Here is a 17749-nt window from a genome sequence, read left to right as displayed (position 1 = left end):
TCACCTCCCCTTCACGAGTTCTATCATCTCCCTCACCGCTCTTTCTAAGCCGAATATAACCGCGTTCGCAATTATAGAGTGTCCTATATTCAGTTCCTCGATTATATCCTTCAGAGTAAGTATCTCCTTAACGTTCTGGTAGGTAAGCCCGTGTCCTGCGTAAACCCTAAGCCCGAGATCCTTGGCAAGCCTACCGGCTTCAGCGATTCTTTCTATCTCTCTCTTCGCTTCTTCGAACCTGTGTTCGTTCCACAGATTGGCGAAGGTACCCGTATGGAGCTCTACGGCGTCAGCCCCTACCTCTCTGCTTGATTCCACCTGTCCTATCTCCGGATCTATGAACAGGGAGACTTCTATGCCCTCCTCTCTCAAGGGCTTTATGAACTCGTGGAGGTAGGCTTTCATCGAGAGTACATCGAGCCCTCCCTCGGTAGTTATCTCCTCCCTCCTCTCCGGAACTAAGGTAACCCTGTCGGGTCTTACCTTCAGGGCTATATTCCTCATATCGTCCACAGGAGCCATCTCTAAGTTCACCGGAACGATCACGAGCTCTTTTATTAACTCAAGGTCCCTGTCCTGAATGTGTCTTCTGTCTTCCCTAAGATGCAGTGTTATCTGATCTGCGCCAGCTTGCTGAGCTATCAAAGCTGCAAAAACAGGGTTCGGTTCAAAGGTTCGGCGAGCCTGTCTTACGGTTGCAACGTGGTCTATATTAACTCCGAGGCGCATAGGGTTATTTTAAATCACTCCTTAGGCTTGCTCAGGCTTATGTATATCTCAACCCTGTTGTTCCTCTCTATGAGTATGGGCTGCTTCCACGTGTACAGAGGCTTCATGTCCCCGAATCCAGCTGCCGCCATTCTCCTGGGATCTATGCCTTCCCTCTGAAGGAATCTGACCACCTCCGTAGCCCTTCTCAGGGAGAGTTCCCACCTGTCACGAACGTAGGGATCTCTAACCTCTGTTATCGGACTTACGTGTCCTTCGACTCTTATATATGTGTCTGGCGGAAGTCTCTTGAGAACGTCCGCTATTTCCTTTAGAGTTTCCTGTGCCTTCGGCGTTAGGTTATAACTTCCGTTCTCAAAGAAGATCTTATCGAAAAGCCTGAGCTTGACGAAGTCTGAAGTGGTGACTATCTGAAAAGCCCAGGGAGGGAGGATCTTCTGGATTCTCCTTTTTATCTTTAGGGCGACCTCCTTGGGAGGAGGATTGATCGGCTGGAGGATAGAAGTCTTCTTCAGGTAGAACTTCCTTTCGGGCTGGAAGTAGGATATGAACTTCTCGAGCTGTGCTACGTCGAGGCTACTCATAGCGTATATAAGTATGAAGAAGGTGAGGAGCAGGGACATCAGGTCGCTGAAAGAAGTGAGCCAAGCGGGAGGCTTCTTACACTCCTCCTTCTTCTTGAAAGCCATACCTCACCTCACGGGTTCAGCTTTATACAAAACTCTATCCTCCTGTTCTTTTCTCTTCCCTCGGGGGTGTCGTTAGGGGCTATCGGATGGTATTCCCCGTATCCCACTGCCGAAAGGAGATCTTTCGGATATCCGCAGGACAGGAAGAGCTTTAACACACTTAAGGCTCTCGCCGATGATAGCTCCCAGTTGGAGGGGAACCTCGGTGTGGAGATGGGAAGGTCATCGGTGTAGCCCTCGAAAGTTATGGGAAGGGAGAAGGGCTTCAGGCGGGTGCACATGTTGAGAAAAAGTTCCTTGGCTTCCGGATACGGCTCTTCTGAGCCTAAGGGGAATAGCTTTGAGGTGCTAACCCTCAGCTTCATACACGTACCGGTGACGAGGTAGTCAGCGCTTATGCCCATGCTCTGGAGGGATTCCTTTATCTTGGTTATCTCTTCTTTGAGCTTTGCAAACTTCTTAACTCTATAGTGCATATTCTCCATCTGAATGGGTATTCTCGAACCCTTCATCGCCCCCTGCTCTGCAAATATCACCTGTCTTCCTCCGAGGGCTTCCACGAGACCTTTAAGAACTTGATAGAACTTCTCGAGGGAGATTATGCTCATGGAGTACAGGAGTATGAAAAAGGTTAAAAGCAGGGACATTAGATCTCCGAAAGAGGTAAGCCACGCAGGAGCCTTTTTGCACTCCTCCTTCTTAGCATTTCTCATTAAACTTCCTCAGTAGTTTCAACACCGAGCATAATAGAAAGCTCCTGCCTGAGAATGTTGGGGTTTACACCCTTCTGTATACCCTCTATAGCCATAAGGTATATGTTCTTGTAGAGAATCTCGGTGTCCTTTATCTTTTTGAGCTTGGTCGAGATAGGTATGGCGAAGGCGTTCGCAAGTATAGCACCGTATAATGTAGTAATCAACGCAACAGCCATACCGGGCCCGAGGGCGGAGGGATCGTTGAGGTTCCTGAGCATTTGAATCAAACCTATCAGAGTTCCTATCATTCCGAAGGCGGGGAAAAGGTCTCCCAGCTTCTCCCAGACCGCAACGTTCGTCCCCAACTTATCGTCCAGCTGAGCTATGGCACCCTCAGCGCTTATCCTTATCTCTTCAAGCTCCAACCCGTCCACCAGCATACGGATCATGTCCCCCAGAAGCGGATCCCTCTCGTAGTAAAGCTCTATATCCGACTCGAGGGCGAGTATCCCTTCCCGCCTAACCTTCGTGGCTATCTCGGACAAGAACTCTACCGTTTCGATAGGATCGGGCGGTTTCCACAGAAAGGCGTCCTTTATAGAGAGGACACCCCTTATAAAGTCCTTCAGGGCAAATCCACCCAGGGCGGCCGCCATCCCGCCGCCGACAACTATGAAAAGAGAGGGTATGTTTATAAAGGCTGCTGGACTGCCACCTATAACGATGGCAATCATTATCATCGCAAAAGCGCCAATAATTCCTATGAGTGCTCCCGGATCCATCTTACGGATTAATCTATCGGAAGATAGCCTATAATTTAAAGCGGATGGCAGAAAAGGATAAGGGTCTATCCGAGAAAGAGGTTGTAGAACTTCTTAAAAAAGCAAAGAAACCCCTCCCCTTCCTTTCCATAGCAAAAGCCCTGGGTGTGGACAAAAAGAACAGAAAGGAGCTGAAGAGGATACTCAAGAAGCTTAAGAGGGAAGGAAAGATAAAGGTGGTTAGGGGAAAGTTCCTTTACGAGGAGGAAGAGGTGGTCGTAGGGAGGGTTATACCGTACCCCGCTGGCTTCGGCTTTCTCGAGGTCGAAGGAAGGGAAAAGGATATATACATCCCCCACTTCGAGATGCAGAAGGTCCTCGCTGGTGATCTCGTTAAGGCAAAGGTCGTTGAGTTTAAAGGCAAAAAGGAAGTTAGAATAGAGCGGGTTCTTAAGAGAGCTCAGCAGGAGGTTGTGGGTAAAGTTAGGAAGGAGGGTAAGAGCTGCATACTCGAACCTCTCGACAAGAACACACATCTTCAGTTCCTCCTTACCCAAAAGGTTTGTTCAGAGATAAAGGAGGGAACGGTTGTCGTTGCCAAGATCACCCACTATCCGAGTCCAAAATCCCCACCACGGGCGAAGGTTAAGGAGATACTAGGGCACCCAGAAGAAAAATTCTTGGCGATAGAGCTATTGATAAGGAAGTACAACCTTCCCACCGACTATCCTCCCGAGGTTATAGAGGAGGTGGAGGAGATACCGACCGATATACCAGAGGAAGAGATAAAGAGGAGGAGGGATCTTAGGGATCAGGTCTGCTTCACCATAGATCCCGAAAAGGCGAGGGACTTCGACGATGCGGTTGCGATAGAGAGAACCCCAGAGGGTAACTACAGGCTGTTCGTTCACATAGCGGACGTCTCCTATTACGTTAAGCCGGGAATGGCTCTTGATGATGAGGCTTACAAAAGAGGTGTAACCTTTTACCTTCCGGACAGGGCACTCCACATGCTCCCCGAGAAACTCTCCGCTAACCTGTGCAGTCTAAGACCCAACGAGGATAAGCTCGCCTTTACCTGTGAGATGGTCTTTGATAAGAGAGGGGAGCTCCTCTTCTACGACATCTACGAAAGTGTGATCAGAAGCAAAGCTCGTCTCACCTACAACGAGGCTCTCTCTATAATAGTCGGTGATCCCGCCTTGGAGGAAAAGTTCCCCCACGTGGTGGAGCCTCTGAGAATGATGGAGGATCTTTACAGAATCTTGAGCAGGAGGAGGTGGGAGAAGGGGAGCATAGACTTCGATCTGCCCGAAGCGGAGGTGATAGTGGACGAGTTCGGAGAACCTACTGCGGTTATCCCTTACGAGAGACACATAGCCCACAGAATAATCGAACAGTTCATGATATCCGCCAACGAGACAGTCGCCCTCCACCTCGAGAACGTGGGCTACCCCTGTCTCTACAGGGTTCACGAACCTCCCGACGAGGAGAGGGTTGAAAACCTCTTGGAGATACTCAACGGACTCGGCTACTCGGTAAAGAAGCCCAAGGAGTTCACTCCTAAGTTTTTTCAGAAGATAATAGAGGACTTCGAGGGGAAGCCCGAAGAACAGCTGGTCAGGTTTTTAACCCTCAGAGCTATGAGCAGAGCTAAGTACAGTCCCCACAACCTCGGACACTTCGGTCTCGCCTCAGAACATTACGCCCACTTCACATCTCCCATAAGGAGGTATCCCGACGTTATAGTTCATAGGCTGCTTAAGATGTCTCTCAGAGGAGAGGAGTTCGACTACGATGCGCTCATTGACTACCTGGAGGAGGCTGGGGAACATCTGTCAGCTCAGGAGAGACTCGCCGACGAGGTGGAGTGGGAGGCTATAGACATCCTCAAAGCCCGCTACATGAGGTCGCGGCTCGGTGAGGTCTTCGAGGGAATAATAACGGGAGTGGTTCAGTTTGGCTTCTTCGTTGAGATAAAGGAGACTCTCGTTGAAGGTCTTGTGAGGATAAACACCCTGACAGATGACGATTACGTTTTCGACGAGCCCGCCCACAGGTTCGTTGGCATAAGAACAGGTAAAGTTTACAGACTTGGGGATACTGTGAAGGTAAAGGTTCTCGCCGTTGACGAGGAAAGGGGGAAGATAGAGCTCATGCTTGCAGAGGAGGAGAATGAACTCTGAAATCTTCAGCATAGAGGTAAACGCTCTTTTCCTCTTTCTGTGGAGTCTATTCGTCGGAGTGGTGTTCTCAACCTTGGGTGCTGCCGGCGGTATCCTTGCCGGCGTAGGTCATATATCCCTCTTCGGAATTCCTTACGCCAACAGCGTGAAGCTAATGAACCAGATCCTTATACTGACATCCACCCTTATATCCGTTCCCGCTTACATCAGACAGAGGAGGGTAATTCTGATCTTGGGACTTCTCTTAGGTGTGGGGAGCGTTTTAGGGGCACTTCTCGGATCGACACTCTCTTACAAACTCCTTCCCGATCTGAAGAGTTATAAACCCCTGTTCGGCATCTTTACCCTCATCGTTTCGTTAAAGATTTTCCGTGACGTCTTTCACGGAAAGAAGAAGGAGAGTATGAAGGCTCTGGAGGAGGACATAAGGACGGCGGGAGGTTCGGACCTGAGGGTCTCCTCTATCTCTGTGAGGAGGATCGAGCTCGAATTTCTGGGAAGGAGCTATTCCTTCAACCCCCTGACTCCTATCCTTGCAGGTTTTGGTGTTGCTGTCCTTTCCTCAGCCCTTGGTGTGGGAGGCGGTTTCCTCCTCGTTCCCTTCATGGTCTCGGTGATGGGACTTCCCATGTTCCTCGTCCCCGGCACCAGTGCACTATCCATTTTGATAACGATGGTAGTCAGTGCGGGAAACTACCTGAAGCTCGGTGCTCCCGTAGATGTAAAGTTCCTCGGGGTGGAGATCTTGGGCATCGTTATCGGCTCCTTCGCTGGACCCCATCTCTCCAAGTTCCTAAGGGAGAGGAAGCTCCGCCTATTTCTTGCTCTACTGCTCTTTTACATAGGCTTGGGCTACACCTTCGGTGAACTGATAGAGAAGTTCACAGGCGTAAGGATCATATAGGCTTAAAACCTTTAAGGAGAAAATCCTTCAGTATCTTTCCGTGATCGAAGACCACTCTCTCCCAAGGTATTTCTTCAAGTCTAAAAATCTTCACCTCCTTAGCGTCGCTTCCCGCCTTCGGCTCGCCCTCGGCGTCCCCCACAAAAACCACAGATGCTACGTGAAATCTCGGATCTCTATTCGGATCGGAGTAAACACCGACGAGACCCCTTAGTCTCACCTCGAGCCCTATCTCCTCCTTCATCTCCCTGACCGCCGCCTCCTCTACCGACTCACCGATTTCCACGAAACCTCCGGGAAGTGCCAGACCGACAGGCGGATTCTTTCTTTCTATTAGAACTATCCCCTTCAGATCACCTTTATTCCACAGATGAACTATAACGTCGGTTGCGAGAAGGGGTGTAGAGGGTTTCATAAAAAGGATTATAAAAAGAAAGGAAAGAAAGGGAAGGGAGGGGGTACGCGCCGTTATCTTTTACGGATATCCCGGACCAGATTTTACCTTAACGGGCGGATACTCCCTCGTGTTGTCCCCCGGCTTCAGAGGGAAACCTCTGTACATGTATATCGCGTACGCTTCGAGAGCCTTCATCTCCTCGCTGTCCTCCGGCAGTTCCTTACCCTCAAGGGGCCTCTTTATACACCAGTTTATCATCTCCCTCAGGGTAGCTACCTTTCCAACGTTATCCTGAAATTTGGGGAAGGTGTGGGGGTTAGTGTTCGCCGCATCGGGGTGGCAGTTGGCACAGGTGAGTCCGTTCTTGCCGAGCTTTGGGCTGTGCCAGAGCTCGTCTCCCTTCTTAACTAAGGCTATGAGCTCCTCGTTCATAAGCTCAAGATCCTCCTGAGTAAAGGGCTTTCTCGCCTCGGCAATGTTCATAAAGAAGCTGACTGATAGTCCTAAAAGAACTCCTGCTCCTAAAATTGCTCCTCCCTTAAATACCCTCATCTTAAACACCTCCTATTACAGCGGCACTCCGTCCTTTATATCCTCGGGAATTAGGTCAGCCCAAGTTTCGTACTTCATAAGTCCGAGGAAGGTCTCGTCTATGTATGTGCTTGCAAAGCCCACACCGTCGTATATATCACCTGGGTCCACCCTCAGCATCCTTATCTTGGGATAGGGGAGCTCAACGGGCGGGTAGGGCCATGGCCATGCCGTTGCGAGGTTTCCGATGTGAACCATGTTCCCCGTTCTGTTGTAGACGACCTGATGGACGTGTCCATGGATCGCTATCACCTTCTCAAACTTAGAGAGTATTTTCCTGATCTGGGGGGCGTCTTCCGTCTGGAAGTTCCATCTGGGATAGTAATCCCAAAGGGGCGAGTGAGTGAAGATAACTATCGGGGTATCGGGAGAGAGCTTCTTTACATCCCTCTCGAGCCACTCTAACTGCTCCTCCCTCACACCCCAGAGACCGCATATATGGCATTCGAGCTCCGCTATGGCAAGCATCCTCTCCCAAGGGGTCATGTTCCTTGCGGTCCAGTAGTCCCTAACCAGAATCGAGTTCATGCCTATAAAGTGGACACCCTTATGATCGAAGGACCAGTAAGGTTCTCCGAACATTTCTTTCCAGGTCTTGCCCATATCGAGGTACCAGTCGTGCTCTCCGGGAATTATGTAGTATGGAATTCCCGCTTTTTTCAACCTGTCGAGGAACCTTTTCCCTTTCTCGAGTTCCTTCACCTTTCCAAACTGGGCGAGGTCTCCTATAAAGAGGACGAAGTCGGGCTTGGGCTTCATGTTGAGGATGTCCTTTATGGCTCTCTCGAAGGTCTTGTCAAACCTGTGGTTGGGCATCTCGTATAGGTGAGCGTCCCCGACAACGACGAACCTGAAGGGTGTCACCTTGTTTCTCTTGGAGGTTTTTGCTTCAGCTACGTTCACAACGCCAAGAAGGGGAGACACCGCTCCGGCGGTAAAGGCGGCCATACCCGCCTTCGCCGAAACCTTTAGGAAATTCCTCCTGCTTATCCTCATATCAGCCACCTCCCTTTGCAGTAGTTTCTCCCTCATAGGGCTGGAGCTCCGGCTCCTCCACGTAAGGAACGTTGTTGCAGGTTAAAGCCTCGAGGAAGGCTTTTAGAGCTTCCTTTTCCTCCTCCGTCAGGTTCAGGGGCTTTAACCTCGGATCCTTGTTGGGGACGTCCCCTCCGCCCCTGTTGTAGAACTCTATTACCTCGTCGAGGGTTCTAAAGACTCCGTTGTGCATATAGGGAGGTGTTAGAGCCACGTTCCTCAGTGTGGGCGTTTTGAAAGCGCCCTTGTCCTTTTCCTTTTTGGTTATGAAGAACCTTCCCAGGTCTCGGTCGAACCTGTCAGGATCTTTAAAGCCGTTCTGTCTCACCACGAAATTCCGGGTAGCCTTCACAAGGGCATCGTCTTCAACCTTGTGCTTCGGAACTCCCGTAACGTGGAACTTGTTATCGGTGAAGTTGGGACCGTTGTGGCACTGAACACATCCAGCCTTACCTATGAACAACTTCATGCCCTTTATCTGAAGCTCGTCCATGGCGTTTTTATCCCCTCTCATGTATAGATCGAAGGGGGAGTCGTTACATACTATCGTCCTCTCGAAAGCCGCTATTGCCTTGGCTACGTTCTCTATAGTTATAGGGTCCTCTTCTTCTGGGAAAGCTTTCGCAAAGAGCTCTCTATATTTCGGAATAGCCTTAAGTCTTTCTTCAAGGAGGTCGTAGTTCATGTTCATCTCGAAGGGAGAGGCTATGGGCTTCTGAGCTTGTTCCTCTAAGGTCTTGACCCTTCCGTCCCAGAACATCAGAGTGTTGAAGGCTACGTTGAGGACGGTCGGGGAGTGGCGAAAGTGCTTGTTTTCGGGGTAAGCGGGGGACATTATTCGCTTTTTTGCCCATCCGTGGTTGGGGTCGTGGCAGGTGGCGCAGGAGACGCTTCCGTCCCCCGAGAGCCTGGGATCAAAGTAGAGGAGCTTACCGAGCTCTACCTTCACCGGAGTGGTGGGGTTGTCTTTTGGTTCCGGCGGTCGGTCGGGCAGGGGAGCTATGGAGGGCTTCTTCGCCGAGTCGGCGGTTCCTATTCCTATAAGGATTAGGGTTAGACCCGATACTAAGAGTTTACCCTTTCTCATATCCTTCCCTCCTTATCTGAGCTCGAACTTTACCTTCGCTGTTCTACCTTCCTCTACCTTTACGCTGAGTGTCTTCTCTCCAAAGCCTTCGTGCCAGAGCCTGAGCTTGTATTTCCCCGCCGGGATACCCTCGATCCTGAAATTACCTTCCCCGTCGGTCACAGCGTAGTAGGGGCTGTTTACCACGACCGCCCAGGCTTTCATCCATCCGTGGATGTTGCAGGTTATCTCCACAACACCCGGTTTCTTAAGGACTACCCTGTCCACCATACCCTTCCTGTGCTGGGAGAGCTGGAATATGGTCTCGAAGTCTTGAACTCCGTTAGCCTCGTGCTTCACCGGATCGTTGTTTACCACCTCGAGAGCGGAGCCCGCTCCCATTGCCAGAACTCTCGGATGGAACTCGCACCTCTCCTGAACTATTCTCTTGGTCTCTTTGTTAGGCTTTCCAACACCTTCCAGAAATACCACAGCGTTCTTAACCCCTCCGGACTTTGAGACTATATAGACCTCGTCTATCTTGTATCCCCTTCCGCACACCTCCTTATCCTTGGTTATTAACTTCCTCCGGTTTTTGAGATTCCTATTTCCAACGTAGACGACCTTTCCCTCTATCGCTCCGCTACCACCGCCGCTTGCAAAGGCGGTTCCCTCCGGGAAGAACTTTACGTACCTGAACCTGTAATGACTTTCCTTCTCTCCTGTGGATGCTAAACAGGTTTTTTCTATCGCTAAGTTACGGGAAAAGGCGTTGTCGATCGCCCTCTCACCGGAATAGGAAGTCTGGAGCGACAGACCGACTATCAGAGGCGCCGAAAGTAGTGTTTTTTTGAGCTTCATCCTGTCCCTCCTGAGATCTTTTGTCGAATAATTATTTAGGCAACTGATAATAATTTGCAATAACATCTATTTATAGGAATCATAAATATACTTTATAAATTCCTACTTGATATTTATTATCAATAAACTGCGACCTCACCTTCTGATAAAATAACAGAGCCATGCGTGTGCCCCTCTCCTGGCTCTCCGAGTTCTTACCGATAGACGGCTTTTCCGCAGAGGAGATAGCGGAGAGGCTCTCACTTCAGAGCGTAGAGGCGGAGGTCTCTACCTTCGGGATAGATCTCGACGGGGTGGTCTTCGGAAAGATCCTCGAGGTAAGGAAACATCCTGAGGATGAGAAACTCCTCGTCGTTAGAGTTCTCGTTGGGGAAGGCACCTCTTTAAGCGTGGTAACTGCAGACAAAACCGTCAGGGAAGGAGTTGGTGTCTTCGTCGCCCTTCCTAACGCCAAAGTTGGGGAAAGGTGTATAACCAAGAGGGAGTTCGGTGGGGTCGTTTCCGAAGGTATGTTACTCTCCGCTCAGGAGCTTGGTTTGGAAGAGGCGAGCGAGGGGGTTCTTCAGATCGAGGAAGATATAAAGCCCGGAACGGATGCAAGGTTTGCTTTAGGTTTCGGAGAGAAGATAATAGAGATCGACATAACCCCTAACAGGGGTGACGTTCTGAGCGTGAGGGGTCTTGCAAGGGATTTGGGAGCCATACTCAACCTCAAGAGGAAGGAGCCTGAACTTAGAAGGTGGAAGGACTTCGGTGAATTGGAGATCTCCATAGAGGATCTTGACTGCCACAGGTACAGGGGAGTGGTGATGAGGAACGTGGAGGTTAAACCCTCTCCCCTGCGGATAAGGAAGAGACTCTGGCAGTGTGGTATGAGAAGCATAAACAACGTAGTGGACGTTACGAACTACATCCTCCTTCAGGAAGGACAACCCCTTCATGCTTTCGATCTCGAGAAGCTATCGGGTGGTGTAGTGGTTAGGAGTGCGAGGAAGGGAGAGAGGATAAAAACCTTGGACGGTGTGGAGAGGGAACTCGACGAGGAGAATCTCGTTATAGCGGACGAAGAGAAACCTGTTGCGGTTGCCGGAGTTATAGGAGGTGAGGAAAGTTCTGTGAGTTCGGAGACCAGGAACATCCTATTGGAATCCGCCTACTTCGATCCCAAGAGAGTCAGGAGATCTTCAAAGAAGCTTGGAGTTCAGACGGAGAGCAGTTACAGATTCGAGAGGAACGTAGATATTGAGAACGTCGATAGGGCTCAGGACCTCGCGGTGGACCTGATCCTGAGGTTGGCCGGAGGTGAGGTAGAGGCGGTTAAGGATGTTTATAAGAAGAAGTACGTTCCTAAGAAGATCTTCCTTCCCCTCGGAAAGTTCATGCGCTACGCCGGGGAGCCTTACGACAAAGAGGAGGCGAGCAGAATACTGAGCGCTCTGGAGATACCCCACGAAATAAAGAGGTGCGGTATAGAGGTCTTCATACCCTCCCACAGGAGCTTCGACATAGGTAGGGACGTGGACATAATCGAGGAAATAATGAGGGTGAAGGGATACGACAGCTTCCCTTCGGAGGTCCTCTCCTTACCTTCAGTCGGAAATCTATGGAAAGATAGGCTCCTTGAGGTAAGGAAGTATCTAAGAGACAGAGGTCTGAGCGAGGTTATAAACATATCCTACGAAGACAGAGACCTCTACGATCTCTTGGGTCTCGAAGAGCCGAAGGTGGAGATCCTCAACCCCCTCGTTCCTACTCAGAAATACATGAGAAGTTCTTTGATACCTTCGCTTCTGAGAACCGCTGTCTTCAACGATAACCACTACAACTACGATATAGGCATATTCGAGGTGGGAAGGGTGTTCTTCGAAGAGGGGGAGGAGGAGAGGCTCGGCATTCTAGTAAAGGGAAAGGTCAGGGACTTCCCCTACGAGGAGTGGAATCCCTACAGACTGTCGGAGATCCTTCAGGGTCTCTTTTCCCTTTTAGGCAGGGATGTGGATATGGAACCATCGGAGATTCCCTTCCTCCATCCCCACGTTCAGTCGAGTTTTCTCTTAGAGGGAGAGAAGATCGGTTTCATAGGGAAACTCCATCCCGAGCTAATTTCAAAGCTTGATCTAAAAAGAGAAGCCTACATCTGCGAGCTTAAACTCGCTCCTCTGCTCGAAGACAGGATGCCCCATTACGAGCCCGTGTCCAAGTTTCCCTCTGTTATCAGGGATTTAGCCCTTTTAGTGGACAAAAACCTCCCGGTGAGTAAATTATTAAATGAGATTAAATCTCAGCTTGCTGAGAAGGTGGAAGAGGTTATGGTATTTGACCTTTACGCAGGTGAAAAGGTAGGGGAAGGCAAGAAGAGCGTTGGTGTAAGGGTTGTATTCAGAAGCGGGAGAGGTAGCCTCTCGAGCGAGGAGGTTAACTCTCTCGTTGAAGAGCTGGTCAGGAGGTTGAGAGAGAGGCTTGGTGCCGAGATACGATAAAACCTCCTGCCCTGTTCGTGGCCCGGAGATAATCATTGGGGCCTACAAGTGGGCTTGAAGGGAACCCGGCTTCGGGGATGCCGCCGAGGCTCTCCGAGAGGGTACCCACCTTAGAGGTCGGAGGCCCACAGATGTCTCCCGAGGTCACGGCAGGGTGGGATATTACACCCTTGCCTTCCCCTCCTGGAAACAGGAGGTGGAAGAGAGTTGGTAATAAGCAAGGAAGAGGTAAGAGAGAGATACCTCAGGAGAAGGTTAAACCTTGAAAGGAGTGTAAGGGAAGAGGCGGACGAAAGGATAAGGAAGAATCTCGCTACGCTTCCTGAGTTCAAAGACGCCAAAATAATACTGCTTTACTGTGCCACCAAGGGTGAGCCTGATCTCACGCCTGTCTTCGACTCTATCCTAAAAGATGGAAAGACACTCGTCCTTCCAAGGGTAAAGGGAGACAATTTAGAACTCTTAGAAGTGGAGGATCCGAAGTGTTTAATCAACGGTACTTTTAACATACCAGAACCTCCTAAGGGAAGGAGGATTAATCCTGAGGAACTCGACCTCGCAGTTGTGCCGGGGATAATCTTCGACAGGGAGGGATACAGGATAGGCTTTGGAAAGGGGTATTACGATAGGCTCCTGAAAAGAGTGGGCGCTCCGAAGGTAGGGGTTGCTTACTCCTTTCAGGTACTTAGCAAAATCCCGCGGGATGAATGGGACGTTCCCGTGGATATGGTCGTAACTGAAAAAGAGGTGATAAGGAGGTTGTGAGATGGAACCGATGGTGCTCATAGGTATAGCGGTAGGAGTTCTGGTAGGAAGTCTCGTGGTTTTCTTTCTCTTGAGAGGAAAGAAGGAGGCTCCTCAAACCGTTCAGGCTCCCCGGATCGATATTGAGAAAGAAGTAAGGAGAGCCGAAGAGGAAGCTCTAAAGCTAATAAGGGAAGCTCAGGAGAGAGCGGAGTCTCTGCTAAAAGAGGCGGACGAGAAAGCTCAGAGGATAATCGCTCAAGCTAAGGAGGAGGCCCAGAGGATAAGGGAAGAGGCTGAGGAGAAGAAGAGGGAGATAAAGGAGCTCGAAGAGACGTTGCACTCTAAAGAAAGACAGTTAGAGAGGAAGTGGGAAACGGTGGAGAGAAGGGAGGAGGAGATATACAAAAGGGAGAGGGAGATAAGGGAGTTCGAGAGGCAGGTGGAAGCCCGTAGGAAGGAGCTCTTAGAGCTCGAGGAGAAGCTCCACAAAGAGCAGGAGGAGATAAGAAAGCTGAAAGAGCAGGAGCTTTTAGAACTCCAGAGGATAGCCTCCCTTACCCTTGAGGAGGCGAGGGAGGAGCTCATGAGAAGGGTCGAGGAGGAGAGCAAGCTCGAGGCTATAAAGCTGATGAAGAGGATAGAGGAGGAGGCTAAGGAGAAAGCTGACAGGGAGGCAAAGAGGATAGTGACCACAGCCGTTCAGAGGATCTCTCCCCAGATAGCCATAAACTATACCACCACTGCGGTGGAACTTCCCAGCAACGAGTTCAAGGGAAGGATCATAGGAAGGGAAGGAAGGAACATAAGGACCTTTGAGCTCCTCACGGGAGTGGATCTCATAATAGACGATACGCCCGACGTCGTGACCATATCTTCCTTCGATCCTCTGAGAAGGGAGATAGCTAAGGAAGCCCTCGAGAGGCTCATAGAGGACGGGAGGATACATCCTGCGAGGATAGAGGAGATAGTGGACGAGGTAAAGAGGGAGATGGACGAGAAGATCAGGAAGATGGGTGAGGAGACTGCCTTCGAGCTCGGACTGCACGACATAAACCCCGGACTTTACTACTACATAGGCAAGCTTTACTTTAGAACGAGCTACTCCCAGAACGTCCTTCTACACTCCAAGGAGGTCGCCTACCTCGCCGGACTTATGGCTGAGGAGTTAGGTCTCGATGCCAAGCTCGCCAGAAGGGCTGGACTCCTCCACGACATAGGTAAAGCGGTCTCCCACGAGCTCGGAGGATCGCACACGGACATAGGTGTGGAGCTCTGCAAGAAGTTCGGAGAGCCCGATGCGGTCATAAACGCCATAAGAGCTCACCATGAGGAGGAGCCGGTGAGATACCCTGAGGTGGCTCTCGTCTGCGCTGCCGATGCTCTTTCCGCAGCGAGACCTGGGGCAAGAAGGGAGACCCTGGAGGCGTACCTGAAGAGACTTGAGAAGCTTGAGGAGATAGTCAAATCCTTTAAGGGAGTCGCCAACGCCTACGCTGTTCAGGCGGGAAGGGAGGTAAGAGTTATAGTGGATCCTGAGGAGATAAGCGACGAGGAAGCCTTCATGCTCTCCAAAGAGATAGCCAAAAAGATAGAGGAAGAGATGGAGTATCCCGGACAGATAAAGGTGGTCGTTATCAGAGAGCTAAGGCACGTCGAGTATGCTAAATAATTATTAATAGCGGGTGTGGCGGAACTGGCAGACGCGCCGGACTCAGGATCCGGTGCCCGCGAGGGCGTGCGGGTTCGACTCCCGCCACCCGCACCATAAAAGAGAATGAGGTTCCTGATAATAGGCGATATCGTCGGAAGACCGGGGAGAAGGTCCGTATCGAAGTTCATCCCTATCTTCAGAGAGAAGGAAAGCATAGATGTAGTTATAGCCAACGTCGAGAACGCCGCCGGGGGGTTCGGTCTAACCCGTAAGGTCTACGATGAGCTCAAATCCTACGGAATAAACGTCTTCACCTCTGGAAATCATATATGGGACAAGAAGGAGGTTTACGAGTTTATAGACAGGGCTCCAGACCTCCTCAGACCTGCCAACTATCCCGATGGCGTTCCGGGAAAGGGTTGGGGCATATTTGAGGTTAGGGGAAAGAAGTTCGCAGTTGTAAACCTCATGGGTAGGATATTCCTTGATCCCAACTTGGACAACCCTTTCAGGGTTTTCGACAGAATATACGAGGAGATTTCCAAGGAAACCGAGGTCATTATCGTTGATTTTCACGCCGAGACTACCTCGGAGAAGTGGGCTTTCGGTATATACGCCGACGGGAGGGCTTCTGTGGTTTACGGCACCCACACCCACGTTCCTACGGCAGATGAAATAATCCTCAAGAAGGGAACAGCTTACGTTAGCGATGTGGGAATGACCGGAGCTCTCTACTCCGTTATAGGTATGCATTTCAAGGAACCTATAGAGAGATTCCTCTACGCTCTTCCGAGGAGGTTCAAGGTAGAGGAGAAGGAAGACGTTGTGTTCAACGCGATAGTTGTGGATGTGGATGAGGAGAGCGGAAGGGCGAGGGAGATAAAGAGGGTCAGGGAGATAGAGAAGTGCTCCTGATACTTCTCCTCCTTTTTAGTTTTGTCTTCGGACAAGTTCCTCCGGAGTATATCCTGCTTAAAAAGTTCAAAGATACTAAGGATGTTGGCGTTGCTTTGTTCCTATTGGACAACTACTCCGACGCTGTCTTTTCGGACGAGCTGAGAGTAGAGCTTGCCGAGGTCCTTCTATCTAAGGGTGAGAGAGGCATGGCGAAGCACATTCTGCAAAGGGTAAATCTCAAAAATGTCAGGGATGAGTACGGGAAGAGGGTTCTAAGGCTATGGAAAATCCTCGAGCTCGATCTTAAGCCTTTTATCCTTCGCTTTCCAGAACACGCTACCGACATGATAGGAGATGCTGGACTGACGGCTGGGGAGAAGGAGGACGTGTTAAAGCGTTTGCTTTCCAAGAGAAAATACAAGGATGTGCTGAGGTTATCTTCCGATTTCTGCCTCTACAAGGGAATAGCATTGCTTAGAATGAAAAGACTTGAAGATAGTCTTAAAACTTTCCTCGGCTGCGATGACGAGAGAACCGAGCCTTACCTATTGTCAACTTACCTCTCCCTTGGCAAAATTGCCGAAGCAGAGGCGTTTGCTAAGCTAAAGGACAGTGGGGAGCTCTATTACAGCTTGGGCTGGTATTTCTTGAGTAGGGCTATATACAACAAGGCAAGAAAGTATTTCATCTACACGGGAGGTTTTAAAGGCACCTTCTACGTCGCCCTCGTGGACTACATTGCCGGCAGATACGCTTTAGCCTTCGAGGAATTTTCGGAAGCTGAAAGCTTTGCCAGAGGCAGTCTGGAGAGGACGAGGGTGTGGTTCTGGAAGTATAAGGTCCTTCTAAAGCTCGGTTATAAAGATCTCGCTTTTTTCTATCTGAAGCGAACCGCTGATCTCGATGGTTTCTACGCCACGGTCGCTAAAAAAATTCTCGGAAAAAGGGCTTATAACCCTGCCAGCTTTGGATCACCAAGACAGAACAGAGCGACCTTAGCGAGAAGATTGAAGGTAATAAAGGACCTTGGCTTTCTTTACTATATGAGGCTCGAAGCTTTCAGGAGGACGAACGAGATAGTTCCTGAAGATATCTTCGAGATATTAAAGTTCGATCCCTTCACCGCTATAAAGCTCTCGGTAAGGGTTTATGGCGTAGGCTCGGATATATACAGAGCGGTGGCCTTTCCGACACCTCACAGGGAGGTGGTAGCCAGAGTATCGAGGAGGTTCAGAATAGATCCGCCCCTGATCTACGCCGTTATGCGTCAGGAAAGCCTCTTCGATCCCGTTGCTGTATCGAGATCCAACGCTAAGGGACTCATGCAGCTCCTCGACAGGACCGCTCGCTGGAAGGCTGAGAGAATAGGGCTGGAGATTAAGGATATCTTCGACGTGGAGACGAATATAACCCTCGGGGTAGCTTATCTAAGATACCTCCTCGACCTCTGGAACGGAGATCTGGTGAGAGCGATAGCTTCCTACAACGCCGGACAGGGAGCTGTGAGCAGGTGGACAAACTACGAGGACGACTTCGTCTTCATAGAGAGTATCCCCTATAGGGAAACAAGGAATTACGTCAAGAGGGTTCTATGGTTCTACTACGTTTACAGCGACAAACTCTCAGAATAGATCCTCAGATCTCTCCAGGTCTTCCACCGGTCTCCTCCCAGCGAACCCGTCGTTAAGCTCGTGCCAATATCTTATCGTGTCCTCATCCTCCCTCCAGCAGAGCCAGATGTACCTGCCGTCGTGGTAAGATAGGAAGTCCACGAGTATGGGATCTACGCCCTTTATTACACCCCCGAGCTCCTCTATTCTCAGAAATCCCTGTCTTATAAGACTCTCTATCTCCTTCGCCTTTGTATGGTAATACATCTTCTCGAGGTCGTCCTGCTCGTCTTCAAGGCGGGCGTATATCTCGAACAGCTCGTTCTTCTTAATGTTTATGTCTTCCACTATCGGCTTTATCTTTATAAGCAAATTTCTCGCCTCTTCCAGGGTAAAGACCTTCATGCTCTTTAATATGTCATCCAACTTACTTATGTCAATCGGAAAAGG

The 17749-nt window shown here is 50.2% G+C and carries 17 protein-coding genes, 1 tRNA gene and 1 other RNA gene; 9 read left to right on the top strand and 10 right to left on the bottom strand.

Annotation, left to right across the window (positions count from 1 at the left end; genetic code table 11):
* From pdxJ to ACZ483_RS06650, 4 genes are read right to left on the bottom strand one after another with little or no spacing between them, the layout of a single operon-like run.
* Positions 1-729, bottom strand: coding sequence for a pyridoxine 5'-phosphate synthase (gene pdxJ / locus ACZ483_RS06665; RefSeq protein ID WP_464323409.1), 729 nt, complete (start codon positions 727-729; stop codon positions 1-3).
* A 14-nt stretch (positions 730-743) separates the two neighbouring features.
* The gene (locus tag ACZ483_RS06660) at positions 744-1418 is read right to left on the bottom strand and encodes an OmpA/MotB family protein (RefSeq protein WP_464323408.1); all 675 of its coding nucleotides are present in this window, start codon (positions 1416-1418) and stop codon (positions 744-746) included.
* A gap of 8 nt (positions 1419-1426) precedes the next feature.
* Positions 1427-2131 (bottom strand): OmpA/MotB family protein, encoded by a 705-nt coding sequence (locus ACZ483_RS06655; protein ID WP_464323407.1) that lies wholly within the window; start codon positions 2129-2131, stop codon positions 1427-1429.
* A complete protein-coding gene (locus ACZ483_RS06650; RefSeq protein ID WP_464323406.1) occupies positions 2131-2895 on the bottom strand; it encodes a motility protein A in 765 nt (254 codons plus the stop codon). Before ACZ483_RS06650 ends, ACZ483_RS06655 begins: the two co-directional genes overlap by 1 nt.
* Positions 2896-2939: 44 nt before the next feature.
* On the opposite strand from ACZ483_RS06650, the gene rnr reads away from it, so the two are divergent.
* Both rnr and ACZ483_RS06640 read left to right on the top strand, forming a co-directional pair.
* On the top strand, positions 2940-5060 hold the full coding sequence (gene rnr / locus ACZ483_RS06645; protein WP_464323405.1) for a ribonuclease R: 2121 nt from the start codon (positions 2940-2942) through the stop codon (positions 5058-5060).
* Positions 5050-5964: a sulfite exporter TauE/SafE family protein gene (locus tag ACZ483_RS06640; RefSeq protein WP_464323404.1), complete on the top strand. Its 915-nt coding sequence runs from the start codon at positions 5050-5052 to the stop codon at positions 5962-5964. The genes rnr and ACZ483_RS06640 overlap by 11 nt, the downstream gene beginning before the upstream one ends.
* On the opposite strand, the gene ACZ483_RS06635 is transcribed toward ACZ483_RS06640, so the two are convergent.
* From ACZ483_RS06635 to ACZ483_RS06615, 5 genes are read right to left on the bottom strand one after another with little or no spacing between them, the layout of a single operon-like run.
* Positions 5957-6379 (bottom strand): NUDIX domain-containing protein, encoded by a 423-nt coding sequence (locus ACZ483_RS06635; protein WP_464323403.1) that lies wholly within the window; start codon positions 6377-6379, stop codon positions 5957-5959. The two genes, ACZ483_RS06640 and ACZ483_RS06635, sit on opposite strands and share 8 nt — an antisense overlap.
* A 60-nt stretch (positions 6380-6439) precedes the next feature.
* The gene (locus ACZ483_RS06630) at positions 6440-6913 is read right to left on the bottom strand and encodes a c-type cytochrome (RefSeq protein ID WP_464323402.1); all 474 of its coding nucleotides are present in this window, start codon (positions 6911-6913) and stop codon (positions 6440-6442) included.
* 15 nt (positions 6914-6928) lie between these two features.
* Positions 6929-7948: a metallophosphoesterase gene (locus ACZ483_RS06625; protein WP_464323401.1), complete on the bottom strand. Its 1020-nt coding sequence runs from the start codon at positions 7946-7948 to the stop codon at positions 6929-6931.
* A gap of 1 nt (position 7949) precedes the next feature.
* Positions 7950-9074, bottom strand: a complete 1125-nt coding sequence (locus tag ACZ483_RS06620; protein WP_464323400.1) for a cytochrome-c peroxidase — start codon at positions 9072-9074, stop codon at positions 7950-7952.
* 12 nt (positions 9075-9086) lie between these two features.
* A complete protein-coding gene (locus tag ACZ483_RS06615; RefSeq protein WP_464323399.1) occupies positions 9087-9914 on the bottom strand; it encodes a carboxypeptidase regulatory-like domain-containing protein in 828 nt (275 codons plus the stop codon).
* A gap of 161 nt (positions 9915-10075) precedes the next feature.
* Between ACZ483_RS06615 and pheT the strand changes: the two genes are divergently transcribed.
* The 7 genes from pheT to ACZ483_RS06580 all read left to right on the top strand — a co-directional run bounded on the left by pheT (position 10076) and on the right by ACZ483_RS06580 (position 17320).
* Complete coding sequence (gene pheT, locus ACZ483_RS06610) at positions 10076-12394, top strand: phenylalanine--tRNA ligase subunit beta (protein ID WP_464323398.1); 2319 nt, start codon at positions 10076-10078, stop codon at positions 12392-12394.
* A non-coding RNA gene (gene ssrS / locus ACZ483_RS06605) (6S RNA) lies at positions 12395-12559 on the top strand.
* Between the two features lie 42 nt (positions 12560-12601).
* Entirely contained in the window at positions 12602-13159 is a 558-nt protein-coding gene (locus ACZ483_RS06600; protein ID WP_464323397.1) for a 5-formyltetrahydrofolate cyclo-ligase, read from the top strand.
* 1 nt (position 13160) lies between these two features.
* The gene (rny, locus tag ACZ483_RS06595; RefSeq protein WP_464323396.1) at positions 13161-14810 is read left to right on the top strand and encodes a ribonuclease Y; all 1650 of its coding nucleotides are present in this window, start codon (positions 13161-13163) and stop codon (positions 14808-14810) included.
* Between the two features lie 9 nt (positions 14811-14819).
* Positions 14820-14906: transfer RNA gene (locus ACZ483_RS06590), tRNA-Leu, on the top strand.
* A 9-nt stretch (positions 14907-14915) separates the two neighbouring features.
* Positions 14916-15707 carry a TIGR00282 family metallophosphoesterase gene (locus tag ACZ483_RS06585; protein ID WP_464323395.1) on the top strand — a complete coding sequence of 264 codons (792 nt, stop codon included), beginning with the start codon at positions 14916-14918 and terminating at the stop codon, positions 15705-15707.
* Positions 15698-17320 carry a lytic transglycosylase domain-containing protein gene (locus ACZ483_RS06580; protein ID WP_464323394.1) on the top strand — a complete coding sequence of 541 codons (1623 nt, stop codon included), beginning with the start codon at positions 15698-15700 and terminating at the stop codon, positions 17318-17320. Before ACZ483_RS06585 ends, ACZ483_RS06580 begins: the two co-directional genes overlap by 10 nt.
* Here ACZ483_RS06580 and ACZ483_RS06575 read toward each other — a convergent pair.
* Positions 17312-17704, bottom strand: coding sequence for a DUF2203 family protein (locus ACZ483_RS06575; RefSeq protein ID WP_464323393.1), 393 nt, complete (start codon positions 17702-17704; stop codon positions 17312-17314). The two genes, ACZ483_RS06580 and ACZ483_RS06575, sit on opposite strands and share 9 nt — an antisense overlap.
* Positions 17705-17749 lie beyond the last annotated feature (45 nt).

This window comes from Hydrogenivirga okinawensis, assembly GCF_055385515.1.
This window is presented reverse-complemented; position numbering and strand designations above follow the sequence as displayed.